This is a genomic window from Paenibacillus sp. JT22N15 (assembly GCF_059383755.1).
The window spans coordinates 90,655-117,204 of the sequence record NZ_JBXENV010000001.1 but is presented as its reverse complement, the minus strand read 5'-3'; the positions used below and the strand labels follow the sequence as shown (position 1 = coordinate 117,204).

Annotated in this window: 21 protein-coding genes and 1 other RNA gene; 18 read left to right on the top strand and 4 right to left on the bottom strand. The window is 48.3% G+C overall.

Features of this window, described 5'->3' with window-relative positions; translation table 11 throughout:
* The first annotated feature begins 141 nt into the window (after positions 1-141).
* The 5 genes from AC50X8_RS00460 to AC50X8_RS00440 all read left to right on the top strand — a co-directional run bounded on the left by AC50X8_RS00460 (position 142) and on the right by AC50X8_RS00440 (position 3,933).
* Positions 142-987, top strand: coding sequence for a hypothetical protein (locus tag AC50X8_RS00460; RefSeq protein ID WP_056029284.1), 846 nt, complete (start codon positions 142-144; stop codon positions 985-987).
* On the top strand, positions 987-1,775 hold the full coding sequence (locus AC50X8_RS00455; protein ID WP_056029281.1) for a tRNA (adenine(22)-N(1))-methyltransferase: 789 nt from the start codon (positions 987-989) through the stop codon (positions 1,773-1,775). Before AC50X8_RS00460 ends, AC50X8_RS00455 begins: the two co-directional genes overlap by 1 nt.
* On the top strand, positions 1,742-2,863 hold the full coding sequence (locus AC50X8_RS00450; protein WP_494858407.1) for a Nif3-like dinuclear metal center hexameric protein: 1,122 nt from the start codon (positions 1,742-1,744) through the stop codon (positions 2,861-2,863). Before AC50X8_RS00455 ends, AC50X8_RS00450 begins: the two co-directional genes overlap by 34 nt.
* A gap of 122 nt (positions 2,864-2,985) precedes the next feature.
* An RNA gene (rnpB, locus tag AC50X8_RS00445) (RNase P RNA component class A) lies at positions 2,986-3,392 on the top strand.
* 115 nt (positions 3,393-3,507) lie between these two features.
* Positions 3,508-3,933, top strand: coding sequence for a DUF488 family protein, N3 subclade (locus tag AC50X8_RS00440; protein ID WP_056029275.1), 426 nt, complete (start codon positions 3,508-3,510; stop codon positions 3,931-3,933).
* A 153-nt stretch (positions 3,934-4,086) separates the two neighbouring features.
* Here AC50X8_RS00440 and AC50X8_RS00435 read toward each other — a convergent pair whose 3' ends face one another.
* On the bottom strand, positions 4,087-5,958 hold the full coding sequence (locus AC50X8_RS00435; RefSeq protein ID WP_494878065.1) for a S8 family peptidase: 1,872 nt from the start codon (positions 5,956-5,958) through the stop codon (positions 4,087-4,089).
* A gap of 207 nt (positions 5,959-6,165) precedes the next feature.
* Between AC50X8_RS00435 and AC50X8_RS00430 the strand changes: the two genes are divergently transcribed.
* From AC50X8_RS00430 to AC50X8_RS00420, 3 genes are all read left to right on the top strand, one after another.
* Positions 6,166-6,666 (top strand): YpuI family protein, encoded by a 501-nt coding sequence (locus AC50X8_RS00430; RefSeq protein WP_056029271.1) that lies wholly within the window; start codon positions 6,166-6,168, stop codon positions 6,664-6,666.
* A gap of 54 nt (positions 6,667-6,720) precedes the next feature.
* Complete coding sequence (locus AC50X8_RS00425; RefSeq protein WP_056029269.1) at positions 6,721-6,930, top strand: DUF1540 domain-containing protein; 210 nt, start codon at positions 6,721-6,723, stop codon at positions 6,928-6,930.
* A gap of 89 nt (positions 6,931-7,019) precedes the next feature.
* The gene (locus AC50X8_RS00420; protein WP_494878063.1) at positions 7,020-7,469 is read left to right on the top strand and encodes a hypothetical protein; all 450 of its coding nucleotides are present in this window, start codon (positions 7,020-7,022) and stop codon (positions 7,467-7,469) included.
* A gap of 100 nt (positions 7,470-7,569) precedes the next feature.
* On the opposite strand, the gene AC50X8_RS00415 is transcribed toward AC50X8_RS00420, so the two are convergent.
* Complete coding sequence (locus AC50X8_RS00415; protein WP_341278386.1) at positions 7,570-8,199, bottom strand: GTP pyrophosphokinase; 630 nt, start codon at positions 8,197-8,199, stop codon at positions 7,570-7,572.
* Positions 8,200-8,371: 172 nt separating this feature from the next.
* Here AC50X8_RS00415 and AC50X8_RS00410 point away from each other — a divergent pair, with 172 nt between their 5' ends.
* Both AC50X8_RS00410 and AC50X8_RS00405 read left to right on the top strand, forming a co-directional pair.
* A complete protein-coding gene (locus AC50X8_RS00410) occupies positions 8,372-9,160 on the top strand; it encodes an ABC transporter ATP-binding protein (protein WP_494858412.1) in 789 nt (262 codons plus the stop codon).
* Complete coding sequence (locus tag AC50X8_RS00405; protein ID WP_494878061.1) at positions 9,157-11,460, top strand: alpha/beta hydrolase; 2,304 nt, start codon at positions 9,157-9,159, stop codon at positions 11,458-11,460. The genes AC50X8_RS00410 and AC50X8_RS00405 overlap by 4 nt, the downstream gene beginning before the upstream one ends.
* A gap of 296 nt (positions 11,461-11,756) precedes the next feature.
* Here AC50X8_RS00405 and AC50X8_RS00400 read toward each other — a convergent pair whose 3' ends face one another.
* A complete protein-coding gene (locus tag AC50X8_RS00400; RefSeq protein ID WP_099519731.1) occupies positions 11,757-12,458 on the bottom strand; it encodes a queuosine precursor transporter in 702 nt (233 codons plus the stop codon).
* A 191-nt stretch (positions 12,459-12,649) separates the two neighbouring features.
* Here AC50X8_RS00400 and helD point away from each other — a divergent pair, with 191 nt between their 5' ends.
* Complete coding sequence (gene helD / locus AC50X8_RS00395) at positions 12,650-14,989, top strand: RNA polymerase recycling motor HelD (RefSeq protein ID WP_494878661.1); 2,340 nt, start codon at positions 12,650-12,652, stop codon at positions 14,987-14,989.
* Positions 14,990-15,026: 37 nt separating this feature from the next.
* Here the strand turns inward: helD and AC50X8_RS00390 are convergent, their stop codons facing one another.
* Positions 15,027-15,923, bottom strand: coding sequence for a PAS domain-containing protein (locus tag AC50X8_RS00390; RefSeq protein ID WP_494878059.1), 897 nt, complete (start codon positions 15,921-15,923; stop codon positions 15,027-15,029).
* Positions 15,924-17,267: 1,344 nt separating this feature from the next.
* Here AC50X8_RS00390 and AC50X8_RS00385 point away from each other — a divergent pair.
* The 7 genes from AC50X8_RS00385 (at position 17,268) to AC50X8_RS00355 (ending at position 26,549) form a co-directional block, all read left to right on the top strand.
* Positions 17,268-18,434, top strand: coding sequence for a glucose-1-phosphate adenylyltransferase (locus AC50X8_RS00385; RefSeq protein ID WP_056032723.1), 1,167 nt, complete (start codon positions 17,268-17,270; stop codon positions 18,432-18,434).
* Positions 18,431-19,540: a glucose-1-phosphate adenylyltransferase subunit GlgD gene (glgD, locus tag AC50X8_RS00380; RefSeq protein ID WP_056029251.1), complete on the top strand. Its 1,110-nt coding sequence runs from the start codon at positions 18,431-18,433 to the stop codon at positions 19,538-19,540. The genes AC50X8_RS00385 and glgD overlap by 4 nt, the downstream gene beginning before the upstream one ends.
* Positions 19,541-19,648: 108 nt before the next feature.
* Positions 19,649-21,106: a glycogen synthase GlgA gene (gene glgA, locus AC50X8_RS00375; RefSeq protein ID WP_494878057.1), complete on the top strand. Its 1,458-nt coding sequence runs from the start codon at positions 19,649-19,651 to the stop codon at positions 21,104-21,106.
* Positions 21,088-23,049: a glycoside hydrolase family 15 protein gene (locus tag AC50X8_RS00370; protein ID WP_494858419.1), complete on the top strand. Its 1,962-nt coding sequence runs from the start codon at positions 21,088-21,090 to the stop codon at positions 23,047-23,049. Before glgA ends, AC50X8_RS00370 begins: the two co-directional genes overlap by 19 nt.
* A gap of 463 nt (positions 23,050-23,512) precedes the next feature.
* Entirely contained in the window at positions 23,513-24,970 is a 1,458-nt protein-coding gene (locus AC50X8_RS00365; RefSeq protein ID WP_494878055.1) for a 4-hydroxyphenylacetate 3-hydroxylase family protein, read from the top strand.
* Positions 24,957-25,337: an NUDIX hydrolase gene (locus AC50X8_RS00360; RefSeq protein ID WP_056029242.1), complete on the top strand. Its 381-nt coding sequence runs from the start codon at positions 24,957-24,959 to the stop codon at positions 25,335-25,337. The genes AC50X8_RS00365 and AC50X8_RS00360 overlap by 14 nt, the downstream gene beginning before the upstream one ends.
* Before the next feature lie 12 nt (positions 25,338-25,349).
* The gene (locus AC50X8_RS00355; protein ID WP_327204891.1) at positions 25,350-26,549 is read left to right on the top strand and encodes a Xaa-Pro peptidase family protein; all 1,200 of its coding nucleotides are present in this window, start codon (positions 25,350-25,352) and stop codon (positions 26,547-26,549) included.
* Position 26,550 lies beyond the last annotated feature (1 nt).

Here is a 26,550-nt window from a genome sequence, read left to right as displayed (position 1 = left end):
TAGAACGGTAAGCAGGTTTGACAACACGATTCAGGCTATAATGTTTTACCCGATCGGACCTTTCTGCATGAACGAGCAGCAAGGTCTTTTTTTTCAAAATACAAGTTGGTATAAAGTTCCCTTGAAAGGAATAAGCCCATAATGAATGAAGAGCGTCGGCAGACCATTGTTAAAGAGATCGATTATTGGAGCAGAAGCAAGCTTCTGCCGCAGCAGTATTGCGATTTCCTGCTTAATTTATATGTGGATCCCGATCAAGAGGAAGATCCTAAAAGAAGGCAAGCTTCTTCGCGCGGAATCGGTAAGGCGGTCATGGCCGTTGGGCAGGCATCGGGAAAACAATGGCTCCTTACTTTTGGTTTTTTTACCTTAATTTCCTTGGTTGTGCTTTATTTTAACGCTTTTCATCCTTTATTGCAAATTGGGGTCGTCGCTGCGGCGGTCGTTATTTCTCTCATTATTTCCCAGCGGGTACGCAAACGAAATGAAGCTACTGGCCTTGTAATTGGCGGGGTAGGCATGCTGCTCATGCTTGGAGCAGGAATGTACATACTAAAATTCCATGGCATCGAGGACTGGTACTGGCAGGCTAGCCTGCTTGGGTTCTGTGCTGTTTTTTGGATCGTCTATGGCATCAGCGCTCGCATTCATATTTTGCATTTATGCGGCTGGGTTGCTTCCCTGCTCGTATATGCATGGCTGCTGTCACGTTTGACTGACTCCCCGGCATGGTATGGCATTCAGCTTTATTGGCTGCCGCTGTCAGGCTTGTTCGGCTGGGCCAGCTGGTTTGTGCATCAATGGTCGAAGCCGGTGTCGGCTGTATTGTTCGTAACATGCGCTTTGGTATGGTTTATGCCGGAGCTGTATGCGATGCTGTTTACGATGGAGACAGATTGGCTGCAATTGCAGCTGCTTATTAAAATCGCCTTAGGCGGCGTATTATTGTTCGCGATGAGAAAAAAATGGATAGTGTGGGTTGCTTAATGTTGAAACTTTCTAACCGATTACAAACGATTGCGGGTTATGTAACAGAGGGCTCGCGCATAGCTGATATAGGATCAGATCATGCGCAGCTGCCGGTATATTTGCTGCAAGCAGGGATTGTGCCTACGGCGATTGCTGGAGAGCTTAATAAAGGACCGTTTGATGCGGCTCGCAGGCAGGGAGCGGCTGTTGGGCTGCTTCACAAGCTCGATGTACGCCAGGGAGACGGCTTGTCCGTAATCGAGCCGCTGGAAGTTGACACGGTTACGATTGCGGGGATGGGCGGCGCATTAATGAGCGATATTTTGGAGGCGGGCTATCAGGCCGGCAAGCTCGAAGGCGTCAAAGAACTGGTGCTGCAGCCTAATGTGGGCGAGGACCGGGTCAGAAGCTGGCTGCTTGAGCATGGCTGGTCGCTGCTTGCCGAAACGATTATGGAGGAAGACGGAAAGATTTACGAGGTTCTCCATGCGCAGAAGCAAAGCGATCAGGAGAGCAAGGAGCATAACGCTGACGTTTATGACATCTCTTTATTGCCAGACTCCTTGCCGGAGGAGATCCGTTTTGCTCTGCTTGTGCGGCTGGGGCCTTTTTTGCTGCGCAAGCCGATTCCCGTTTTCCATCAAAAATGGCAGGCGGAGCTTGAAAAGCTGGACCGCGTCTGTCAAAGCCTGTCCCTTTCAGAGCAGCCGGAAGCAGCCGGAAAGCTAGCGCAGCTGCGTCATGAAATGACGATTATGAAGGAGGTGCTCGCATGCTTGCCAATGGACACACCGTCGTGCAAATAATGGAGCAGCTGGCTCCAAAGCATTATGCGGTAGAAAATGATAAAATCGGGCTGCAGCTAGGAACGCTGGCTAAGCCCATCAGCCATATTCTCGTTGCTCTCGACGTGACGGACGAGGTTGTGGACGAAGCGATTGCTGCGGGGGCAGAGCTGATTATTGCCCATCATGCGATTATTTTTCGCCCGCTTTCCAAGCTTGACACGTCTACGCCAGCAGGAAAGCTGTATGAGAAGCTGATCAAAAATGATATTGCCGTCTATATTTCCCACACCAATCTGGACGTAACAGATGGCGGCATTAACGATTGGATGGCTGATTTGGTTGGCATCAAGCCGGAAGGGCGCGTATGTCTGGAGGAAGTGCATACAGACCAATGGAACAAGCTCGTTGTGTTCGTGCCCAAAGGTCATGAGGAAAAGGTGCTGGAAGCGATCTGGAGCGCCGGAGGCGGCCAGATTGGCGATTACAGCCGCTGCAGCTTTATAACCGAAGGGACGGGAACGTTTTTGCCTGGGGAAGGAACGACGCCGTATATTGGGACTCATGGCAAGCTGGAAAAAACAGCAGAGGTCCGTCTTGAGGTCGTTGTCCCTGACAGCCTGAAGCGCAAAGCTGTACAGGCGATGCTGAAAGCCCATCCTTACGATGAGGTAGCTTATGATTTGTACGAAATCGACTTAACCGGGCGTTCAGTTGGGCTTGGCAGAGCAGGCAAGCTGAGCGAGCCTGTAACGCTGGCAGAGCTTACAGAGCGCGTGAAGCAGGCATTCGAGGTGCCCGTTGTTCGCGTAGTAGGGGATGCTGACCGTGAAGTACGCAAGGTGGCTGTGCTGGGCGGATCAGGTGCGCGCTACGTACGCCATGCGATTTTTGCTGGTGCCGATGTGCTTATTACAGGCGATATTGACTATCATACCGCTCATGATGCACTCGCTGCGGGCATCGCTATTATTGATCCCGGCCATAATGTAGAAAAAATTATGAAGCAGCGCACAGCCGATTGGCTTAATGTGCAGCTGCAGTCGCGCAAATCGGACACGAAGGCGTTCGCCTCTGTCATCCATACCGAGCCTTTCCAATTTGTATAAAAGGGAGTAAAATTGCTTTTTTTTGCAGCATAGCTCCAGGATATATACAGCGTTCCATTTATTAATAAGCAATTCAAGCTTGAGCTTTACGCCAATACCTTGTATACTGATTGATGCACCGGAAAGTTTGACAGACAATCGCTGGCGGCCTTGTTGCCGCGAGAGGAAAGTCCGGGCTCCGCAAGGCAGGATGCTGGATAACGTCCAGTCAGCGCGAGCTGAAGGATAGTGCCACAGAAATGGACCGCCGATGGCTGGCTTCGTGCCAGCACAGGCAAGGGTGGAACCGTGGTGTAAGAGACCACGAGGAGTACAGGTGACTGTATTCCTGGTAAACCCCATCTGGAGCAAGACCGAGAGGACGTTGCAGCTTCGAGCTGCGGCCTTAGCCTGAGGCACGTCCGGGTTGGTTGCTGGAGCCGCTTAGCAATAGGCGGCGTAGATAGATGATTGTCGCTTTCTTAGTGGGAGGGTCGTCACCGTTTGCACCACTGAAAGTACAGAACCCGGCTTACGGCAAACTTTCCGCAACGAACTTAAATGAACAAATCGTCATTTGCGATTATAGAGATGTTAGTGGACGTTCCTTCGGGAGTTAACGGCCCTGCATCTCTTTTTTGCATTTTCATAGGAGGTTGATTCACATGCTGCCTTCAGGCAAGTTGTATACGAGCAATTTAAATGGCTTGAAAAAAATAAATTTCGCAGCGACAAAGCTGATGATTACGCGATCGGAGATAAATATTGAAGGTGTTGCCATGTACCAAGCGTTGGCGCCGTCGCAGGATTTATTCCAGTTTTCGCTGGATGGACGAAAAGAAGAGGCGGATTTCGCATGGTGGCCGAAATATGAAGAACGTTTTGCTGCGGAGCTGCAATTTGATCGCAAGCTGGAGGCGCTTCGCCAAGTTTACCGCATGCTGCTGGAGGGCAGCCATGTGGTGCTGATCTGTTTTTGCCATGACCATCGCTATTGCCATCGCCGATTGGTCGGCGAGTTTTTTGCGCCATATGGGGTGAAGGCAGAGGAGCTCAACCCTGTTTTGATCGAGCAGATGAAGCTGTTTTAGCACCAAACGTTAGGAATAGGAATAGGATAAAAAGAGCATGGTTGGGAGCGGACGAGCTGCTTCAATGCCATGCTTTTAATCCTTTATGCCAGCCCGATTACAAGCAGACATTGCGCCATTGCCATGACCGTGCCTAGTCAGTCTCCCGGCAGCTTATTTCTCGTATTTGCGCGTAATGGAATTCAGACGGTTTTTCGTCTTGTCCGGGTACGTCTGGAGCGCAGTATTAAAGTTCATTGCTGCTTTGAGCGCACGGTCAATGTCAATTTCCCCGTAGCCAAAATAAACATCCTTCCCTGGGTCGCCTAAATCGACGGCCGATTTGCGCATAATTTCCATCACTTCCTCATTCGTCAAATCCGGATTGACGGAGCGAATGAGCCCGGCTAATGCCGCAACATGCGGACTTGCCATCGAGGTGCCGGAGAGTGCCGCATATTGACCGCCAGGATACGTGCTGGCAATGCTGTCTCCCGGTGCAGCCACATCAATATAATCGCCATAGTTGGAGAAAGAAGCTTTTTTCTGTGCGGAATCCGTTGCCGCAACAGCGAATACTTCCGGGTAAGCAGCCGGATAGCCCGGTCGATCGGTATTGTCATTGCCGCTGGCTGCAATCAGCACAACGTCATGATCGTACGCATATTTAATCGCGTCATGCAGAAAATCCGCCTGCGCATAATTGCCGAGGCTCATATTAATGACCTTGGCGCCGTGGTCAGTCGCCCAGATCAGCCCTTGAGCGACAGAGTAGGTCGAGCCAGCACCGCTGCTGTCAAGCACCTTGACCGGCATCACCTTGTTGTACCAGGATAAGCCAGCTACGCCCTCACCATTGTTGACGGACGCACCGATGATGCCAGCTACATGGGTACCATGACCGACATCGTCATCTGGCGCAGCCTCGCTGTCGACAATGTTGGTGCCATCCAGCAGCTTGCCCTGCAGATCAGGATGATCCAATTGAACACCGGTATCCAGCACCGCTACAATGACTTGATCATTGCCTCGGGACAGCTTCCAGCCTTTCTCTGTTTCAATGGAAGGCAAATTCCACTGGTATTTGGCATACAGCGCATCATTAGGAATGACATCCCCGCTGTCGCCGTCATTATTTGTTTCATTCGTCATATATAAATAGTGAGGCTCCACATATTCCGTTTTCCAGGAGCGGCTGAAATATTCATTCATTTGCTTCGCTTCCATATTTTTGGAACGGAACACATAGGTATTATCAATCTGATTAATTTGGTTGACGGAAACAGCGTTAATGGATTGCTTCATTTTTTCAAGCTGCTCATCGGTTACCTTCTCGGCAAAATGGACCACAACATCCTTCACATGGTAATGGCTGGCATTGCCATTGTCTTCACCGGTCCGAACCGTTGTATCACGGTTTGTATTCGGAATAACCGACTCAATGCGGTAATTGCCTTCGTTCGGATAAGGGACGAGCCGCAAATTGCGCTTCTGATGGCGCTCCACCTGTGTGACAATATCCTGCTTGATGACGCCGACGACACCCATGCCGCGGTATTTTTTATGGGGAACGCCGAGCACGATGAAACGGCTGCCGCTTTTATTGACAAACGGCTTAGATTCGTAGGACTTGCCCTGCTTGACAGCGGCCGCGGCCGCTTCTACTTCGTTTTTGCCGGAATCTGATGGAATGGCCCCGCGCTGCACGCTGCGCTCTCCGTTCATCAAGCGGATGTAGGACATATGCTTATGCATGTCCATCATGCTGATAACGGGCTTGGCTGACACGGTTTTTCCGGCTTTGCCAGCTTGGCTCGTGTCCATCAACTTATAAAATTCTTTGGTGCATTCGGAGACGCACAGAAAAGAAGTGGCCTCCATATCGCGATTGAGCGTGCGCAGCTTATGCTGCTTTTCCTGATCGACAGACAAGCTCTTGACCGGTGCAGCGGGTTTCTTGCCTTGGGGTAGAAACAAAGGTGCAGTTGGAATTAGCAGCGTGGCCGCTACAAGCACGGTAAAGACGCCAATCCATTTCTTTTTCATTTGCGCGAACCTCCATTAAATGACAGCTGGAATAACAGCATGAGCCTGTTTGATGTATAGGTTCGCTTTTAAATCCAGAAAATATGCGGCACAATCGGCGTTTCTCCAGTACCATCTGCAAGTAATTTGTGGTACTATGTTGATGCCTAGAGTTTTATGATCATGCAACGTTTAAGCTTGTTTGGATTGAAGAAAGGGGAACTACCTATGCCAGCGACTAATGTCAAACCACTTAGTGAGACAACCCGTATTAAACTTAAAGAAGCCGTGAATCAATTGGAGCCATTTTTGAATCACTATTCGCTCGTACAGCTGAAAGCGGAGCAAAGCAGTGACGAGGCGCAAAATTTTTACAAAGGCCTGCTATCCGATTTGAGACATTTGTTGGTGTTTTCTGAGGTCTCGGTTGAAAAGCTGGGAGTATTGCTCAGACGCCCCAATTTTGATAACGATTTTGCAGAACGTGCCTTGTACGAAGTGTACCATCAATGTGTGAATGCCTTCTTCTATCCTAAAAATGAATGTTATTCCGAAGATGGCCGCTACGCTTACACAGGTCAAGACGCCATTCGCTTCTTGTTCAAGCCTGTTCGAGAAGCACGCGACATCGTTTTGTCTTTATCCAAAATTTACGAAGAGCTGCGCGATGAGCTTGCTTATTATGAAACAGACTATATGACCCAGCGCCGGATGCAGGGGCAAAAATAAGGCAGAATGAATCACCTCCGTTCAGGGAAACTTGATAGCGGAGGTGATTTTTTTATGCCAAAGGGCGTATCATGCAGCGTATCGAATTGCACGTTTTGGTCAGAAGGAAATAACTGTGGCGCCGATTCCATTGCGATTGATATTGACCAGCATGCAAGTGCCGATTTTGGATCTGAATTTGCCGCTGAAGAGTTAGGCTTGCAGCATCAGGACCAGGCGGCGAAGTCGTCTGCAACATGCTGCCATACCTTTAAAGCGCGCTAAGGCAGCTGGGGATGGCTGTCAGGTGCAGAAGCCTTGGGCTAAAATCGTTGGAAGCGAAAGACAAAGCTTAAATGTGGAGGTGATCCCAAATGGAACGCTGGGATGAAACGGAAAGCAGCAGTCATGGGGAGAAGGAGCAAAACCACGAAGCAGCGTTGGAAGAGCGTCATCATAGAGCATTGTTATCCGATGAAGAAATAAACCATGAAAGCCGTAATATTAATGAAGAAATGGCAGGGGAATTTGCCGCTGGAGTACCTGTTCCCGTATCTTATGTTCCGCGCAGCGAAAGCAAAAGTGAAGGCGAGGATACGGTAAGGGAGAGCACCGGAGGCACTGCGCTGGGCTGGGTCGGATTGGTGTTTGCGATCGTTTCCTGGTTTTTATGGCCTGCGCTTATGGGTGCAGCCGCAGCGGTGCTCGGCTTTGTCGCGTACCGTCAAGGAGCGAAGGGACTTGGATCATGGGCAGTCACAATTGGCCTAATCGCCTTTGTGCTCGCTGTTGTTATTATTCCATTGTACCGGGCCATAACCTGACCTTATATGATTCAACCGAACGATGCATCACCTGTATCTTCTTGAAAAAAAGCCTCCGGATACCGCTTATGCAGCGGTGCCGGAGGCTTTTTTTTTGCGATTATTCTATCGCAAATTCACGGTGCTTAAGTACCTCTTGATTCAGAGCGAGCATGCGTTTATCGAGCAAATTGATCATGTCGGCGGATTCCTTCAGCTGCTGTTGAATTTCCGGTGGAATGCCTTCATTATATTTGTAGTAAATTTTGTGCTCTAGGCTGGCCCAGAAATCCATCGCGCTCGTGCGGATTTGAATTTCTACCAGCACATTTTCAATGCGGTTCGTCAGGAAGACGGGAATTTCTACAATAAGATGCAGGCTCTTATAGCCATTTGGCTTCGGATTGAGCACATAATCCTTCACTTCAATTACTTTAACGTCGGTTTGCTGGCTGATCATTTCCAATATTTGATAAATGTCAGTGGAGAAAGAACAGATAACCCGGACGCCAGCAATATCTCGAATGTGCTCTTTCGCATTTTCCAAATTAATATCCATATTTTTGCGGCGGAGCTTGTCCATGACGCTTTCGGGATTTTTAATCCGCGTTTTGACATGCTCAATCGGGTTGTAGTCATGAATAAATTGAAATTCCTCGTTTAAAATATTCAGCTTCGTCTCCACTTCATCCAAGGCGAATTTATACGTTAAAAAAAAGTGCGCCCATTGCTTCATCATATCTCGCTGCATGCGATCCATCACTCCTAATATCATTCTTGCTGCTATTATTGTACCATGTTCCCGTCCACATTGCTCATTTCGGGGGGAGGCATAAGGTCATCCCAGCAGGCGCGTGCTGTGGAAGGATTGAATGTTAGAGCCAATTTACATATAATTTAGACTACATGGGAGGATGAGAACAATGATCATAGACATTCATAACATAACTTGGGAACGGGAAGAAAAAGTCGTCCTTCAGGGGATTGATTGGCAGGTTGAGGCGGGTCAGCACTGGTGTTTGCTAGGTCTTAACGGATCCGGGAAGACGACGCTTTTAAATATGATTAACGGCTATATTTGGCCAACGACAGGTTCTGTAGCAGTGCTGGGGCATAAATTTGGCGAATACGATTTGCGTGAGCTGCGCAAAAGCATAGGCTGGGTCAGCACATCGCTTCAGCAGAAGCTGTATGGTCAGGATACCGCCTTCAAAATCGTCTTAAGCGGAAAATTTGCGACGATAGGGCTGTATGATCAAGCGCTGCAGGAGGATGAAGAGCAGGCGATTTCCCTGATGCGCAATCTCGGCTGTGAAGTTTTGATGAACCGCACGTACAGCACGCTCTCGCAGGGTGAGCGCCAGCGGGTGCTCATTGCAAGGGCGCTGATGGCTGCGCCTAAGCTGCTTATTTTGGACGAGCCTTGTACCGGGCTTGATGTGTTTGCGAGAGAACAGCTGCTGGAGATGATCCATCAGGTGGCACAGCAGCCGGACGCGCCGACTATTATATATGTGACGCATCATGTGGAGGAAATTTTGCCTTGCTTCAATCAGACGCTGCTGATCAAGGATGGCCGGGTTTTTGAAGCTGGGGATACGAGCAAGGTGCTTTCATCGGCGCGCATGAGCGACTTTTTCGGTGTGCCTGTAGAAATTGAACAGCGCGAAAACCGCAATTGGCTTTTTATAAAGGCAGCTGATCGCAAGTGAATACAGCATTGGGGCCGTTAGGCATTGTGCCGCCACCGAAGATTCCGAGACGGCAGCGGTTGGCCCAGTGGTTAAAGGCGCGGATGCAGCAGCGGCTCGCCTATGACAGGCCGCTGTTCCACCATGGCTCGGCGGGGCTGGTGATATTCGGAACGCTTGCGATGGTGCTAGTTGCGCTGGGCATGCCGACGGGTCTTGGGGCGCTTGTGGACATCGGCGGTTTTGTGTTGATTAATACGGTGGCCTTGTATGCAGCTGCGCAGCTATGCTCAGTACTGCTAACGCTAGTTTTTGTACCGGTTCCCCGCTTGTTTGCCGGGTATTTTCTATATGTGGGGTTAGAAGCTTATTTCATTTTTTATTATTCTGAATTTGGCTTGCTTATGTCAGCATTATTTGCAGCGGCGTATGCCATTTGTGGCGCGCTTGCAGGCATGCTGCTCGGGCAAATACTAAAGCTGCGCGGCAGAGGGCTCGCCATAGCAGGCATTGTTGTAGCAGGAGCACTATTAATAAACGTTGCAGCGAATCAATTACGCGGAGCTTCTGATGATGCAGCGCCTGCCGCAGATATGGGGTCATACGATTCATCTGCGGATGGTGCCTTGGATATGAGCCTGGAAGACGCGCTGCCGGTTGCATCCATTGATGCGGAAAATCCGGCATTGCCGGGCGGTTACAGCTATCGCACCTTTACCTACGGGAGCGGGAGTGACAAGCAGCGCAGCGAATACGCCAAGGAGACGGAGCTGTTAACGACTTCCGTAGATGCATCGGCTTACATTAAAAAGTGGACATGGCTCAAGCAGCAGTTTTGGGGCTTTGACCAAAGCGAGCTTCCTTTAAATGCGAGAGTGTGGATGCCGGAAGGGGATGGAGCGTTCCCGCTTGTGCTCATGGTGCATGGCAACCATTTAATGGAGGAGTTTTCGGATGCAGGCTATGCTTATTTGGGCGAGCTGCTTGCGAGCCGGGGGTTTATCGCGATATCGGTAGATGAAAACTTTCTTAATTATTCGGTCTGGTCGGGCATACCCGAGCAGGATATGAAAATGCGGGCATGGATTATGCTCAAGCATATTCAGCAAATCCAGTCGTTCAGCACGCTGACGGATAATCCCTTTTATAGCAAAGTGGATTTTTCCAAGGTTTCTTTCATTGGGCATTCACGCGGCGGCCAAGCGGTAGCGATGGCAGTGGATTACAAGCGATGGTTTGCGAAGGATGAAGGGCTTGCCAGCATCGCCGAGGTCGATTTTGCTTCGGTTGTCGCTTTGGCCCCGACGGATAAGGAGGTAGACAAAGCATCGGCGCGGCTTAAAGATGTCAGCTATTTGACGCTGCAAGGCGCAAGGGATGGCGACGTCAACAGCTTTTACGGGGACAGGCAGTATATTCGCACCAGCTTTACGCTGGGCTCGCCGTATTTTAAAGCGTCGCTGTATATGTCCGAGGCGAACCACAGCCGCTTTAATTCCGATTGGGGCATGATGGATGAGCGGGTTCCTGGCGGCCTGTTTCTCAATCAGCACAACATGATGACGCAGGCGGAGCAGCAGCAGGCAGCTAAAGTGTATGTCGCGGCTTTTCTGGAAGCGACGCTGCACGGCAACGAGGCTTATAAGCCATTGTTCGAAAATAACAGAGCGGCGCGGGACTGGCTCCCTTCCTCCAGCGACTATGTGAGCAGATACGAGGATGCTTCCTTCCTCGCGGCAGCGCGTTATGAAGAGGATGTGGACAAGCTGACTCTGCCGAGCGGAGGCAAGCTGAGCGCCGAAGGCTTCAACGTATGGGAGGAGTCGGAAGCGAAGGACCGCGACAATCGTAACAAGGGCTCGCGAGGCGCTGTGCTGGAATGGGACGCTGCTGCCACGTATACGTTGGAGCTTGCAGCGACGTATAGCGAGGCTGTCGTTTCCAAAGGGCTGGATACGTTCAGCTTTTCAATGGAAAATACGGGCGTGGAGAATGCGGGTGATGCGGCAGCTGTACCTCAAATCGAGCTCGAGCTTGTGCCTGCCCATGGTGAGGCGGTACGCTTGCCATTATCCAGCTTTAACGATATTCCGCTGCCCTTCGAAACGCAGTTTACTATTGTCCCTTGGCTTGAGAAGCGAATGAAAGAGGGGAAATATAAAGCGAGCATGGAATCGGTGTTTCAAACCTACAGCTTGCCAGTGGCACGGTTTGCCGAGGCAGGCGGCTGGCCATCTGGAACGGAAATTAAGCGGATAATGTTTTATTTTTCCGGAGCGCCTGGCCGAGTGATGCTGGATGACATCGGCTTTTATAAATAAAATGCGCCGCGGCGTACAAATAACCTCCCGGCAGAAGGGAGGTTATTTGTACGCCTGCCGCCAAAGGATGGCGACAGCCGTTTCACCTTGAAATATAGGAAAGGATATCCTAGCGCAATCCTTTCTCTATATTTCTCGGAATGAAACGCGCCGCGCCGCCAAAGGATGGCGACAGCCGTTTCACCTTGAAATATAGGAAAGGATATCCTAGCGCAATCCTTTCTCTATATTTCTCGGAATGAAACGCGCCGCGCCGCCAAAGGATGGCGACAGCCGTTTCACCTTGCATTACGGACTTAAATCGATTCTTTCTTGAACGTGAAGCTTCGCGCTGCATATAGAAACGGCGTCGAGCAGACGGACACCAGAAACTTAATGACATAGGTGGACAGGAAGATCGACATCCACACATCGAACTCATATTCAGTTGCAAAGGCGATCGTACAAAAGATAAGCGAATCGACGAATTGGCTAATAATCGTACTGCCGTTATTGCGTATCCACAGCTGATTGCGGGCTGGAAACAGCCGCTTGAGCAGTGAATAAATTTTCACATCAAGAAATTGGCTGACAAAATAGGCGCATAGGCTGCCAAGGGCAATTTGCGGCAGCATGCCGAATATGGTCTGAAGCGCTGCTTGCGCCTCCACACCGGGCTCGGCTGGATTAAACAGCAGCGCCATCTGCATAATAATGGTTGAGGCGATTAAGGTGAAGAACCCGAACCAGACCGCTTTTTTGGCATCGGCTTCGCCATATTTCTCGTTGAGCAGGTCGGATGCCAAATAGATGGTGCCATACATCGTATTGCCGAGCGTAATAACGATGGCCAGCGTACCGAATTGCAAATCAACGGTTTTGACGACTTGAATATTGGCGACAACGGTCGCCATGCCAATCCAGGCAAAGATGCCGACTTTGCCGAATAATCGGTAGGAAATGAGAAAAAGCGTGAAGTGGGCGAGCATAAAAAGAACGCCGAACCACAAGTTGAACATGTGAAAAAAACCTCCTAGTTTTGATAACGCGGGAGTTTACGAACCGCGGCTTGCTTTGCTGCGATGCAGCATGTATGATTATATTTCTGCCTTTGCCATTATAATCGCTTGTTTTAAGACGGGCAATATTTATTTCTTATTTATACAATTGCGGAAGTACTACTTTTATATATAAAGGAGCGTGACCTATGATGCCGAATTATGAGCTTGAACAGGAACAGCTGCGAGTTAATCGGGTAACGAAGTGGGTCAAGGAGCAAATCGACGGCTTGCAGGATCAGGCTGGAGATCTGCGCGAGGACATTGTAGACATTCGTAAAAATTTCTGGGATGACGTAACGGTCAACTTTGAGGATTCTGCCGAATCTGCGGAGACGCATGCCAGCTTGAAGCAGCAGGCTGAATTGCTGTCGGAACGGGAACGGACGCGCCGCGTGGCAATGGAGCAGCTGGGGCTGCTGAAGAAGCTGGCACAGTCGCCGTATTTCGGCCGCATTGATTTTGTAGAGGATGGCGAGAGCCGCGAGGCGATTGAGCCGATTTATTTGGGGGTAGGTTCCCTGCTCGACGAAAGCGGAGCCAACTACTTAATTTATGACTGGCGTGCACCTATTTCCGGCCTCTATTACGATTATTCGCCGGGACCTGCAAAATATGAGACGCCAGGTGGGCAAATTTCCGGAGAAATGACGCTGAAGCGCCAGTATATTATTCGTCAGGGCGAAATTGAAGGCATGTTCGACACGGGCGTAACGATTGGCGATGAAATACTGCAAGCAGTGCTAGGCAAGCAGTCGGATTCGCAAATGAAAAGCATTGTGGCGACGATTCAGCGCGAGCAAAATCAAATTATCCGCAATGAGCGGGCTCGCCTGCTGCTCGTTCAAGGAGCGGCGGGAAGCGGTAAAACTTCAGCTGCCTTGCAGCGGGTAGCTTATTTGCTCTATCGCTATCGCGGTACATTGAATGCCGATCAAATCGTCCTTTTTTCGCCAAATCCGATGTTTAACAGCTACGTCGCAACCGTACTGCCGGAGCTCGGCGAGCAAAATATGCAGCAGACGACGTATCAGCAGTATTTGGAGCATCGCCTTGTTCAAACCTTTGATCTGGAGGACCCATTCTCCCAATTGGAGTATACGCTCTCTGCCGCTCATGGCAGCGAATATGATGCACGCATTGAAGGGATTCGCTACAAATCAAGCCTTGCTTTTATTGGGCTGATTGATCGGTATGCCGCTTCACTTGGCGAGAAGGGATTGCGCTTTCGGGCGATGAAGTTCCGCGGCCGCACGTTAATTACAGCCGAGGCAATACACGAGCATTTTTACAGCCAAAATCGTTCTCATCCGATTCCGAACCGTCTGCGCATGACCGCCGAGTGGCTGCTCAAGGAGCTGACCCGCCTCGGGCGCGAGGAGCGGGGCAAGCGCTGGGTAGAAGAAGAGATGGAACTGCTCGATAACGAAACGTATAATACAGTTTACAGCGAGCTGCTGGATAAGGAAGGATTTACGCAAAATTCCTTCGATGACCATAAGCGGGAGAGCGACCGTCTGGCGGCAATCATTGTACAGGAGCGCTTTAAGCGCCTGCGCAGCCGGGTAAAACGGCTTAAGTTTCTGGATATGCCGGAGGTGTATCGCCAGCTGTTTCATGAAACAAACAAGCATGAGGGTGAATATCCGCAGCTTTGGGCTGCGATCTGCGAAGGCACGGCGGAGAAGCTGGCGCGTAAGGAATTATTTTATGAGGATGCCACGCCTTATTTATATTTGAAGGAGCTGCTTGAGGGCTTCCAGACGAATACGTCGGTTAAGCATTTGTTCGTCGATGAAGCGCAGGATTATTCGCCGTTCCAATTCCATTATTTAAAGAAAATATTCCCGAGCAGCAAAATTACGGCGCTTGGCGATTTGAACCAGTCGATTTTCGCCCATGCTGTAGTCGGCGACAGCTTTCATGCCTTGTCGGGCATGTATGAGGAGCAGGAAACCGAGCGCGTCGTATTGGAGAGGAGCTATCGCTCAACCCGCCAAATTTCTGAATTTACTAGCAGCTTTATTGCGGGCGGGGAGCGGATTATTCCGTTCAACCGCAGCGGTCCATGGCCAACGATTACCGCTATTGCTGGCGAGGAAGAGCTGACGAAGCAAATTGCCCAGCGTATCGAGGCGCTCAAGAAACAAGGCAATAGCTCGATTGCCGTTATTGGCAAGACAGCGGAGGAAAGCAGGCAGGCTTTTGAAGCTTTGTCCGCCATCGTTCCAGATATAAACTTAATTGCTAAAGAAACGTCGACGTTCGAGCAGGGGGTTGTCGTTATTCCTTCCTATTTGGCTAAAGGCGTGGAGTTTGACGCTGTCATTTTGTATAATGCTTCAAGCTTAGTCTATGGACGGGAGGACGAGCGCAAGCTGTTTTATACGGCCTGTACGCGAGCGATGCATGAGCTGCACCTGTATTACATGGGCGAGCCGACAAGCTTTCTGGACAAAGCGCAGCTAGCCGAACCGCTTAATAACAAATAGTATATAAATAAGGGATGGTCCTGAAGGGGACCATCCCTTATTTGCGTATTTTTTGCCAAATCTCTAAGCAGTCCACCTTCAGCTCGGAGGCAATCAGTTCAGCGGTAAGCCGCTGGGGCATTTTTATTTTTCCATTGCGCAGCTTGGAAATCGTCTGGATGGAAATACCGGTGGCAGCTGCGAGCTGGCCTGCGCTTATGTCGCGTTTTGCCATCCAAATTTTCAGCCGCATGCTGGAATCAATATACTCATGCGTGTTAATAGGCTGCAAATCAAGCACGATAAAGGCGTATTCCTTAATTCGTCCAAACCCGTCAAAGATAGGTGTGAATGTGATCTTTACTTCAAGCTCTACGCCATTGACTTTGGTTGTTTTTACAGTAATATGGTTTGTTTTTTTGAATTTTCGCGTTTCCTCCAAAATATGTAGCAGGCGCAGATGCTCGCTTTCGGCTACAATTTCCAGAAAGGATTCTCCATTCAAATGGCCGTCGGCTATCAAATAGGCGGGGAAGGGGTCTTTCAAAAACTGCACCTGATAATTGGCGTCGAGAATGCCGCTAAACAGCACCGTATTCGTCTCGAATTGCCGTTCAATCCAATGATGGGAGCTCAAATCAGTCAGTATAATGAGTGATAATGCCTGGCGCTCTTCGTTAAGCATATTCAGGTTGTTATGCTCGACCATGACGGGCGTTCCTCCCGGCTTGCAGGTGTGGAGCAGTCCTTCTCGTTTTGTGCTGGTCTTGAAATGCTTGAGCGACCAGTTCTCTACCAGCTCGCCTACCGGCTTGTCTATCAAAGATTCATATTCCAGACCTGTTAGGCGAATGAAAGCTTCATTGACATCCATGAAGAAGCCATAATGCTTTACAGATCGGATAATAGCAGCAGGACTGTCCATCATTTGAAACACTCTTTCAAAAACCGTCAATCGTTTTCGCTCCTTTGAGCCAGCAGTGCGGCATGTATGTAAGGTATTTTTAAAATATAAGAATTTATAAGTTGCACACTAATAAATTTTTATATTTCATCGCTAAACGGTAGCTTTGCCGCCAGAGGACAAAGACAGCCGTTTACGCTTGAAATATAGGAAAGCATATCCTAATACTATCCGTTCTCTATATTTCTCGGAATGAAACGCGCCGCGCCGCTAGAGGACGGCGACAACCGTTTCACATTGGTCTAGTGTTTAATTAATTAAACTCGCAAGCCTAGCAGGCATATAGCTAGCGGATAGATGGTTATCTGTCCGATTATTGCAGCTTATTGGGCGCTCAGCGCGCTTTATAACTTGTCGCTTTCCTTGTTAAAATAATCAATATATAGGGAAATATTTTAAAAGGCTTGATTCCGGAGGAGATACACCATGAATAATGAATGCACCATTGAGAACTGCACCAAACCCGTCAAAGCCAGAGAATTATGCTCCATGCACCATCAGCGTCTTATGCGTCATGGCGACCCTCTCACCATCCGGCCTCGTAGAACGAAAATTGTAACGAACTGTAAATGGATTAACTGTACAAAAAGCGCCAGTACGAAGGGATACTGCTCTAAACATTATTACATTCATCGCGTAACCCGTACAGTATAAAATAAATACATATTCATCTTCTATCAGTCAGTAAATCAGCAATTTAAGGTTTCATTTGGCTATGAAAGATGTATAATATAACTAGCTGCAAGATGGGGCCATTGGCCCCATTTACCTCACAAATAATCAGGCAACCGTCGCTTTTGTCCAATTTAAAAGGAAGGAGCAGACCTTGTCAATCGCAGCTTTCCAAATAACAGGATGATTATCCCCACTACAGCTTTATTTCACTCAATGGCAAGGCCACCGCAAATGTAGAACTCTCGCATACGAATTTATCACAGTTAAGCAGCTCTTTGCTTCCTATTCACTTTAGCTCCATAGTTTGTCTGCTCACGGACGGAAGCTCTCTTCCAGTTCTATTCTGGCATATATTCATATTGCCGGACAATCTGTCATATCCTAATTATGATGTGGCAAGGGTTTGTTGTTAAAGCCAACTACTCCAAAATGCTGCTCCAACTATCAAATCGGAGTGCCAGAGCCGGGTTGCAACCGCTCTTTCATAGACGACAAGTCATATAAACCCGGGACTCGGGGATAAGGGATAACCTTATTTCGTCAGCGATACGATTGCTGGGCACGACTGCAAATGTTGCATCTCATCACATTTTCCCCCGCTATCGCCTTGCTCTCTCATCTAGGTTCTGGGGGACACTCATGAATAAGGAGTTGGTGTCCATGGCTCGTAAAGAAATGTTGGCAATGCTGCTTGCAGGGGGTGAAGGAAAACGTCTTGGAGTGCTGACGAAGGATTTGGCCAAGCCTGCCGTTTATTTCGGCGGGAAATATCGGATTATTGATTTTACATTAAGCAATTGCACGCATTCAGGTATCGATACAGTAGGTGTATTGACGCAGTATCAGCCGTTTGAGCTCAATCGTTATTTGGGCATTGGAACGCCTTGGGGTCTGGATCGCAGCGATGGCGGCATGGCTATTCTTCCTCCGCATGTGAAACAGAAGGGCGGCGTCTGGTACAAGGGCACGGCCAACGCAATCTACCAGAATATGGAGTTTATTGAGCGATATAATCCAAGCTATGTCTTGGTCATTTCCGGCGATCATATTTATACGATGGACTACGATCTGATGCTTCAGCATCATAAGCGGTGCGGGGCGGATGTAACGATAGCAGGTATAGAAGTAGATTGGAAGGAAGCCAGCCGCTTCGGTGTCATGCATGTCGATGATGAAGACCGTATAACTGCATTTGAGGAAAAGCCTGCGAAGCCGACCAGCAATATCGCCTCGATGGGCGTCTACATTTTTACATGGTCGGTATTGCAAAAGTATTTGATTTATGACGAGGCGAACCGCCAGTCCAGCAATGATTTTGGCAAAGACGTTATTCCGGCTATGATGCGGGATGGCCTCATCGTCAGCGCTTATTCGTTCCGCGGCTACTGGAAGGATGTCGGCACGATTGAAAGCCTATGGGAGGCGAATATGGATTTGCTCGCAGAGGAGCCTTCGCTAGATCTATCGGATCAAGATTGGCGCATCTATTCTGTCAATCCCAATCGGCCGGCACAATACGTAGCGGCGGGCGCCGAGGTGAAATCATCTATGGTGACGGAGGGCTGCGTTGTGGAAGGGCGGGTAGATCGTTCCGTTCTCTTCTATGGCGTACAGATGGAGAAGGACAGTGAGGTGAGCGAGTCCGTCATTATGCCGAATGTGCGAATTGGCGAAGGGGCACGCGTTTATCGGGCAATTATCGGCGAAGGCGCTGTAATCGAAGACGGCGTGCAGATTGGCGATCCGGAGGATGATGCGATTACCGTCGTAGCTGTTGGACAGTTCGTTGCGAATGATCACGTATTGCTGGAGGTGGAGCCATCATGAGCAACCGGATAATGGGCGTTATCAATTTAATACACGAGTCGGACGAGTTGGAGCATTTAACGCAAAGCCGCTGCCTTGCGACCGTGCCGTTTGGAGCACGCTACAGGCTCATTGATTTTATTTTGTCCAGCATGGTGAACTCTGGCATTAACAAGGTAGCGGTGTTTGCGCATACGAAGTATCGCTCACTTATGGATCATCTTGGATCAGGTAAATATTGGGATTTGAACAATCGTCAGAGCGGGTTGTTTATTTTGCCGCCAGCTACGGATGATTTGCAGGAAATCAGCCGCGGCGATTTATACCATTTTTATCAAAATCGCGATTATTTCAACCGCTCAACGACGGAGTATGTTGTCATTACGCGCAGCCATATGGTTTGCAATATTGATTTTAATCCGATTATTGATGAGCATGAGGCACGCGGGGCGGATATTACAATCGTGTGCAAGAAGCAGCATGATTTGGCCGGCAAGGCGCGCAAGGTCAAGATGAGCAGCGATGGCCGAATTACATCGATTCAGGAAAACTATGGGCGCATGCTGAGCGATATTTCCTCGATGGAAATGTATGTGATGAAGAAGGATCTGCTCATGGAAATCGTAGAAACCTCGCTCGCCCAAGGGCAGGATCATCTCGTACGCCATGCGATATTCTCCCGCTTGAACAAGCTGCGGGTTTATGGACATTTATACGATGGTTATTTGGGCGTAGTCAATACGCTTGAAAGCTATTTTACCAATAGCATGAATCTGCTTTGCCCTGAAGTATGGAAGGAGCTGTTTTTCCAGCCAGGCACGATCTTTACGAAGGTTAAGGATGAGCCGCCGGCGCGGTATTTGGAATCTTCCAAAGTTAATAATTCATTAATCGCCAATGGCTGCCGCATTGAAGGGACCGTGGAGAACAGCATTTTGTTCCGGGGTGTCCATATTGGCAAAGGGGCAGTCATTCGCAATAGCATCATTATGCAAAATGGCATCATTGGCGAAAATAGCCTGATTCAGCATAGCATTTTGGATAAGGATGTACGAGTCGATTGCAACCGGGATATAAGAGGAGCGGAGAAGCTGCCCTTCCTGGCAGGCAAGCGCAAGACGATCTAACTTAAAGGAAATAGGCAGGTATGAGGCTGGGTGCTAAGCTGGGACTTTTCTGCAGCGTGTCGCAGCCTCTGCCAGCTCCATTTTTGAGCGAAACAGGAGGAGAAAAAAATGAATATTTTGTTTGCAACTTCGGAGGCCGCGCCACTCGCAAAAACCGGCGGCTTAGGCGACGTTGCAGGCGCTCTTCCCAAAGCATTGGTTAAACGTCAAATCGGCACAAGCGTTATTTTACCAAAATACGAGGACATTCCAGCAGAATATTTGGAATATTTCGAACAAATCGCTTCCTTCAACGTTTCCTTTAGCTGGCGCAATCAATATTGCGGGCTATTCCGTGGAGAAATCGAAGGCGTTTGCTATTATTTGATCGACAATGAGTTTTATTTTAAGCGCAGAGGGTTATATGGATATGGAGACGATCCTGAGCGCTTTGTGTTTTTTAGCTTTGCTGTGCTGGAGGCGCTAAGCTTTATTGATGTGCTTCCGGATGTCATCCATTGCCATGATTGGCAGACCGCGCTCATTCCGTTTCTGCTCAAGACGCAATATGCGGCACAATGGGCACATATCCGCACCGTTTTCACTATCCATAATCTGAAATATCAGGGCGTACTGGGCATCAATCAGCTTCAGGATTTAACGGGAGCGGGCGATGAAGCTTTTGGCCCGGATGGGCTGGAATTTCATGGCGCAGCCAGCTGTTTGAAGGGTGGCCTCGTGTACGCAGATAAGCTGACAACAGTCAGCCATACTTATGCGGAAGAAATCAAGGGCAGTGAATATGGCGAGCGTCTGGAGAAGCTGCTGCGGCATCGCGAAGGCGATCTTTTGGGCATTGTAAACGGGATTGATGATGAGTCCTATGATCCGATGAAGGATTCCTCGCTGCATACGCCATACCGGAATTCAATTAGCCGAAAACGGAAAAACAAGCTCGATTTGCAGCAGGAGCTCAGACTGCCGGAATCGGAGGAAATTCCGCTCATTGGCATGGTCAACCGGCTTGTAGAGCAGAAAGGGCTGGACCTCATCACGGCAAGGCTTGAACAGCTGCTGCAGGAGGATATCCAGCTCGTCATTCTTGGTTCGGGCGAGTGGCATTATGAGCAGCTGCTGCAGCAGTTTGCGCTGCGTTATCCTGACAAAATTGCGGTAAAGCTTGGCTATAACGAGAGGCTCGCTCGCCGCATCTACGCAGGAGCTGATTTATATTTGCTGCCTTCACGCTTCGAGCCTTGCGGAATTAGCCAGCTTCTTGCGCTGCGCTACCGTGCTGTCCCGATCGTTAGGGAAACCGGGGGATTAAAGGATACCGTCCAGTCTTTTGATGAATATACTGGTGAAGGAAATGGCTTCAGCTTTGTGGGCTATGATGCCGATGAATATTGGAGTACGGTTAGCAGAGCGCTGCGCGTATACCGGAATCCAGAGGCTTGGAAGCAAATTATAGACAATGTCTCCAAGGAGAACTATAGCTGGAATCGCTCGGCCAAAGCCTACGTAGCCGTATATCATCAACTTTTGTTACAGCGAGAGGAGAACAAACCATGCCCCGTCACCTTGTAATTGGCAATGGCAAGCTGTTAGTGAATTTGGATCAAACCTGTTACATCCGCGATATTTATTATCCTTATGTGGGACAGCTCAATCATGTGGGCGGCCACTATTGCCGCTTCGGCATTTGGATTGGCGGCGTCTTCTCCTGGCTGGATGAACCCGAGTGGAACATTGAGCTTGGGTATATTGACGATTCGCTCGTTACGAACATCATAGCCAGACATGCTGGGCTTGGTGTTGAGCTGCAGATGAATGACGGTATTCATCAGCGCGAATGCATTTATATTAAGCGGGTCGTCGTACGAAATTTACGCAATGATGGCCGCGAGGCAAGGCTGTTTTTTCATCAGGATTTGATGATCGATGGCTCGGAGGTAGGCGATACAGCTGCGTATTACCCGGAAAATAATACGCTGTTTCATTACAAGCGCTCGAACTATTTTATGTTCAGCGGCTCAAGCGATGAAGGCGGCTTGATGCAATATTCGACGGGAATCAAACGGTTCCACTCTGCGGAAGGCACCTGGCGTGATGCAGAGGATGGCGTGCTAATGGGCAATACGATTGCCCAAGGCTCCGTAGACAGTACGATTGGCCTCAGTGCCAATGTGCCGGGGGACGGCGAAAAAACGTTTTATTATTGGATGTCGATTGGCAAAAACCTGGAGGAGGTCAAGGAGCTTAATCAATACGTCCTTGATAATAGCCCAGAAAAGCTGCTTAGCCGCGTCGTCATCTATTGGAATCATTGGCTGAGAAGAGCCGAGAGCGATTTGGGCGATTTAAATGAGAGCATCAGCCGCATGTTCCGTCACAGCCTGCTCATCGTGCGCACGCAGGTAGATGAGCGCGGCGCGATTTTGGCGGCGAATGATACGGATATATTGCAATACAATCGTGACCATTACAGCTACATGTGGCCGCGTGACGGCGCATTAATCGCCGAATCGATGTCGCTTGCCGGCTACCAGAGCGTTATTGCGCCATTTTTCAATTTTTGCGCAGCAGCGCTTGCGCCAGATGGCTATTTGTATCACAAATACAATCCGGATGGAACGGTCGGCTCCAGCTGGCATCCGTATATCGTACAGGGCAGCCAGCGGCTTCCGATTCAGGAAGACGAGACGGCGCTCGTCCTGTTCGCGTTATGGCAGGATTATTTGCGCAATCAAGTCATTGAGCTGCCTCAGTCCTTGTACAGCAACTTGATTCGCAAGGCAGCTACCTTTCTTAGCAGCTATATAGAGCCTGAGCTGTCGCTGCCTAAACCGAGCTATGACCTGTGGGAAGAGCGTTATGGCATCTGGACCTATACCGTCGCTTCTGTATATGGCGGCTTAATGGCGGCAGCCTTCTTCACCGAGCTGTTCGGCGATTATGAGCGCAGCGACCATTACCGGAATACAGCCCAGACGATTAAGAACGGCATGCTGACACAGCTGTGGGATGAGGAAAGCGGACGGTTCGCGCGAGGGCTTATTCAGAAGGACAATGGCTGGGTGAAGGATATGACGCTGGAGAGCAGCGTATTCGGCATTTGGGAATTTGGCGTGCTGCCGGTCGATGATGATAAAGTTGTTCGGACGATGAATGCGATCAGAGATGGGTTGAAAATCCAGACCGACGTCGGCGGACATGCACGGTATACGAACGATTATTATTTCCAGCAAACCGGCGATATTGATAAAATTCCGGGCAATCCGTGGATTATTTGCACGCTATGGGTCGCCAATTACCAAATTGCTTCTGCACAGAAGCTGGATGATCTGGAAGGGCCGAAGCAGACGCTGCAATGGGTCGTGGATCATGCTTTATCCAGCGGATTGCTGGCAGAGCAGCTGAATCCGTTCGACGGCAGCCCGCTCTCGGTCGCACCGCTCACTTGGTCGCATGCGACATTCATTCAGAGCGTTAGCAAATACGCAGAGAAGTATAAGCAGCTCAAGGGCTAAATCTATCAAGTATCATTCATAAGCAATTCCGGCAGGATAAAGAACGCAGCAAACGTTCTTTGTCCTGCTATTTTTTTGCGGAAACCGCATCCTGCTCTGACGGGAAGATCTGCTGTTATATACAGGAAAGTTTGTCTGTACCATCAATATAAATGTCGTATATTTACAAATAATAAAACGCTTACATGACATATAGAATGGCTTTAGTTTTCGCGATAAATAGATAAAAAGCAGCAGTTTCCATTACGGGAGCGGCTGCTTTTTATCGTTTTAAACCATTTTCAAAGCTAATTACGACAAAAAAAGTCTATATTCGACAGCTAATTTCGACAGACTTTTTCATAAAATTAAATTACCATTACATATGTAATTTGCTATAATTATCTATTTTTTATTTTATGTTTAATTTAGATTTTTTATAAACTAATTATCAAGATTTTTATGGTAAAAAATAATGTAAGAGGTGTTGAATAACGTGCAAACCTATGAATTTTCAGCTAAAAGTGCCTATTTGAAAAGAATGAAAGGGAGAAATTCTGTTTATTTAAACGGGATTCAAGTGGATGTAGCGACAAACCCGGCTTTTGCGGGTGCGATTGGTTGTATTGAAAAGTATTATGATTTGCAGGAAGAACAATCCGATATTCATTGTTTTAACGATGGCAGCCACAATGCCGCAATTAGCCTGCTAGTCCCTTCAACAATCGAGGATTTGCAGCGGAAAAGAAAATCCTACAAGGCTGTAGCGGATATTTCCTTTGGGATGTTGGGCAGAACGCCAGATTTTATCAATGCCGCTTTAGCTACGTTATATGCTCATTCTAAGCAGCTGGGAAGCAATCCGTTTGCTAATTTCTCGGAAAATATGAGAGCTTACTATCAATATGTGAAAGAGAATAACTTATTTGTAGGGCATGGGGCTATTAATCCGCAAATTGATCGTTCTTTGCCTCTTGGCTCCCAAATCAATGAATATGCGGCCGTGAGAATCGTAAGCCATGATCAAAAAGGAATCGTCGTTACTGGGGCAAAAATGATCGTAACCTTGGCGCCAATTGCAGATGAATTGCTCATTTTTAATATGCCAGGGTTAAAGCCGGGTGACGAGGACTACGCGGTTTCTTTTGCTTTGCCAATCGATTACCCAGGCGTGAAAATTATTTGCCGAAAACCGATGGTGAATCCAGCCTATCATTCCTTTGATCACCCACTAGCTAACGCTTTTGATGAAATTGATGCTTATTTGATTTTAAATGAAGTATTTATTCCTTGGGACAAGGTGTTCGTGTTTAGAGATGTTGCTAAATCAAATTTATTCTACGATAAAACCTTCGCTAGAAACCATACGGGGCATCAAGGTATTGTGCGAGGTTTATCTAAAGCGGAGCTCCTCACAGGCATTTCCATTCAACTGGCGAAGATGCTGAAGCTTGATGGATTTATTAATATTCAAGAAAAGTTAGGAGAGCTAACCTCCTATGTTGAGCTTGTAAAAGCGAGCATCGCATGGAGTGAGGCAGAGGCAACGATAAGTGAGGAAGGAATCATAACGCCAAGCATTAGCGCGATTCAGGCGATTCGCTATAATTTTCCGAAAATGTATGAAACGATGGTTAAAACCTTGCAATCTCTTGCCGCTGGTTCCATGTTGTCTACCCCGCATTATGAGGATTTTCTTAATTCGGATTTAAGCGACTTGGGGAGTGCGCTTACTACAGGTGAGACGGATGCGTTATCCCGGACTAAATTATTAAATCTCGCTTGGGATGCATCCGGTGATGGCTTTGGGCAAAGACAGTTAGTCTATGAATTTTTTCATGCCGGGGACCCGATGAGAATTGCCGCAGGACATTTTATAAATTATGACAAGCAAAACATGATCAACATGGTAGATAGGGTGCTGCTGCATGACAATGATTAGCTGTGCCTGCCTTGTAAAACAGGATAAAAACAAGCTGCTTCTCGTTAGGGTTAGGGATAATGAGCTGTGGTATTTGCCCGGTGGGAAAATAGAGCCAGGAGAGGACCCGCAGGAAGCTCTAGTAAGGGAATTGAAAGAAGAGCTGAATATAGAAGTTCAGAGGGAAAGCATTCAACATTTGACAACGGTAATAGGGCCTGCCTATAAAGAGGATGCCAACGTTGAGCTCATCTGTTATACAGCAACCTGGGCTGGACATATCGTGCCGTGTTCGGAAATTAGTGAAGTGGATTGGGTGGACTCAAGCGATAATAGCTTGCTTGCCCCTGCCGTTATTAAGCTGGTTGAGCAATTAGAGTTCGAATAAAACATGAGGTGAATGATGCTGTTTAATACGGAGCGATTATTATCAAAAATGAAAGAGCATAATCTGTCGGCCATTGTTGCGGCTACCAAAGAAAATATAAAATATTTTACAGGATTTGAGCCTGTAGTCAAAACGTTGAACCCTTATTTTGGACAATGCTTCGCAGTCATTACAAGCTGTGCTCCCGATAAGGTTCATATTGTGCATTCCGTTGGTGAAATTGACCAGATTTTAGATGCGAGAGTCCCCATTGGGGAAGTCATAACCTATGGTACCTTTTATCGGGAATATGGAGCAGACACCCCATTAACGGAAGACGAGCAGCGTTTGAACGATTTATCAAATCATGACAATGGAAATGTAAATGCCGAAGAAGGTCTTGTTGCGTTAATCCATAAGCTTAATCTCGCGAGTGAACGAGTAGGGATTGATGAGGATGGCATGAGAGGAAGCCGCTTGTCGATGATTAAAAGCAAGCTCCCTCAGGTTGAATGGGTTGAAAGCTCGGCGGTGATCCGAAGCGTTAGGGCGGTTAAAACGAGCTTTGAAATAGAGGCGCTTGCTTATTCGTCTATTTGTATCGAGAAAGCGATTAAAACCGTTATTGATCAGCTATATGAGGGCATTAATGAACAGGAAATTGTCAAAATTTTTTCATGCTCGATTGCAGAGCAAGGTGCTGTAGCTACATTGCCGATGATTAAAGTGGGCAGACATGCCGTCGGCGGCCAAAGAAAGCCTAGTGCTGACAACCGTCTAATGCCAGGAGATATTTTATGGTTTGATTGCGACATTGTATGTGATGGTTATTGGGCGGATATTGCCAGAGTTTTCGCCTACAAGGAGCTTAAAGCCGAATACTTGAAATATAATGCGCTGCATAAAGGGCAGCAAGAGGCGATAAAAAGGGTTAAGCCGGGGATGAAGGGCAAGGATGTGTTCCATCTGACGATGAATGCTGTTCATGAAGCAGGCTTTGAAAGCTATAGAAGGCATCATGTTGGACACGGAATTGGCCTAGAGCCGTACGAACTGCCTATTTTATCCCCAGCAAGCGATGATGTTATTGAAGAAGGAATGGTTCTTTCCATAGAGACCCCTTATTATGAATTTGGTCTTGGAGCCTTGCATGTAGAAGATCCTATCGTCGTGCTGCAGAGCGGCAATAAAATACTGACTACGGGTGATAGCTTAATTAAAATTGTGGGGTGAC